Below are 1,137 nucleotides of genomic sequence, written 5' to 3'. Positions count from 1 at the left end.
GATCGTTGTGATCCGAAATAAAACATGGAGGTGTTTTTTCTATGGGGACAAGAGTGAGTTATCCGGTTGAAGTCAAACAGAAGGCTGTAGAAATGAGATTGGCAGGCGTACCTATGAAAGAGATCATGCAGGAATTGAATATCAAGAATAAGACGCAGGTTCAGACATGGGTGAGATGGCATAAAGCTGGGGATACACACCGGTTCGAACAACCTGTTGGAAAACAATATTCCTATGGAAAGGGCCCCGAGTACTCTTCCGAATTAGAGAGACTGCGGGCAGAAAATCGCTATTTGAGTCAACAGAATGAAGTTTTAAAAAAGTACAACGAATTGGAAAGGAAGTTGATAAGGAAACGTCAATCAAACTGGTAGATGAATTGTGCAAAACGATGACGGTACAGGACATCTGTATCCATTTAGGCATCTCACGTACTTCGTATTATAGATGGAAAAAGAATCTGACTCAGAATCATGCTAAAAGACAACTAGAGAAACAGGTCGGCACGTTGTGCCGAAAGCACAAATATCGATATGGTTATCGGAAAATCACAGCCATACTAAAAATGGGAATGCATATTAACCATAAAACTGTTCAACGTATCATGCAAAAAAACCAGTGGCAATGCCGGGTTAAAATGAAAAAGCGTAAGAAGAATGGGCAGCCCTATGCCGTGGCTGGTAATATACTGGATCGGAATTTTCAGTCTGATCGCCCTCTTGAAAAACTAGTAACGGACATCACGTATTTGCCTTATGGACAGAAACAATTGTACCTTTCCAGTATATTGGATTTATATAATGGAGAAGTGATTGCTTTTACGATTGGTGATAAGCAGGACACAGACTTTATCTTAAACACACTTAATCAGCTCCCAGCACTGCCTGAGAATTGCGTGTTACATAGCGATCAAGGTTCTGTGTATACATCTTACGAGTATCAGAAAGCTGTTCATATAAAAGGCATTACCATGAGCATGTCCCGTAAAGGGACGCCCGCTGATAATGCCTCCATCGAATCGTTTCATTCCTCACTAAAGTCTGAAACGTTCTATCTTAACAGGATTGATCGCACTACGACCACCATCGTAGAACGCACTGTCAAAGAATACATTTATTATTATAACAACATTCGTAT

At 40.5% G+C, this 1,137-nt stretch carries 1 protein-coding gene; it reads left to right on the top strand.

Going from position 1 to position 1,137, the window contains the following annotated elements; genetic code table 11:
• Positions 1–41: 41 nt before the first annotated feature.
• Positions 42–1,137, top strand: a protein-coding gene (locus ACNO7B_RS19005; protein ID WP_417901870.1) for an IS3 family transposase whose coding sequence is annotated in 2 segments (ribosomal slippage) — positions 42–315 and positions 315–1,137 — 1,097 coding nt annotated over the 2 segments. Because the reading frame shifts where the segments join, the coding sequence is not laid out codon by codon here. This gene is flagged as partial in the annotation.

The sequence above is a fragment of the Bacillus sp. AK25 genome, assembly GCF_048270685.1.
GTDB lineage: Bacteria > Bacillota > Bacilli > Bacillales > Bacillaceae > Bacillus > Bacillus altitudinis.
The sequence above is the reverse complement of the archived record's forward strand: the minus strand, read 5'-3'. Positions and strand labels throughout refer to the sequence as shown.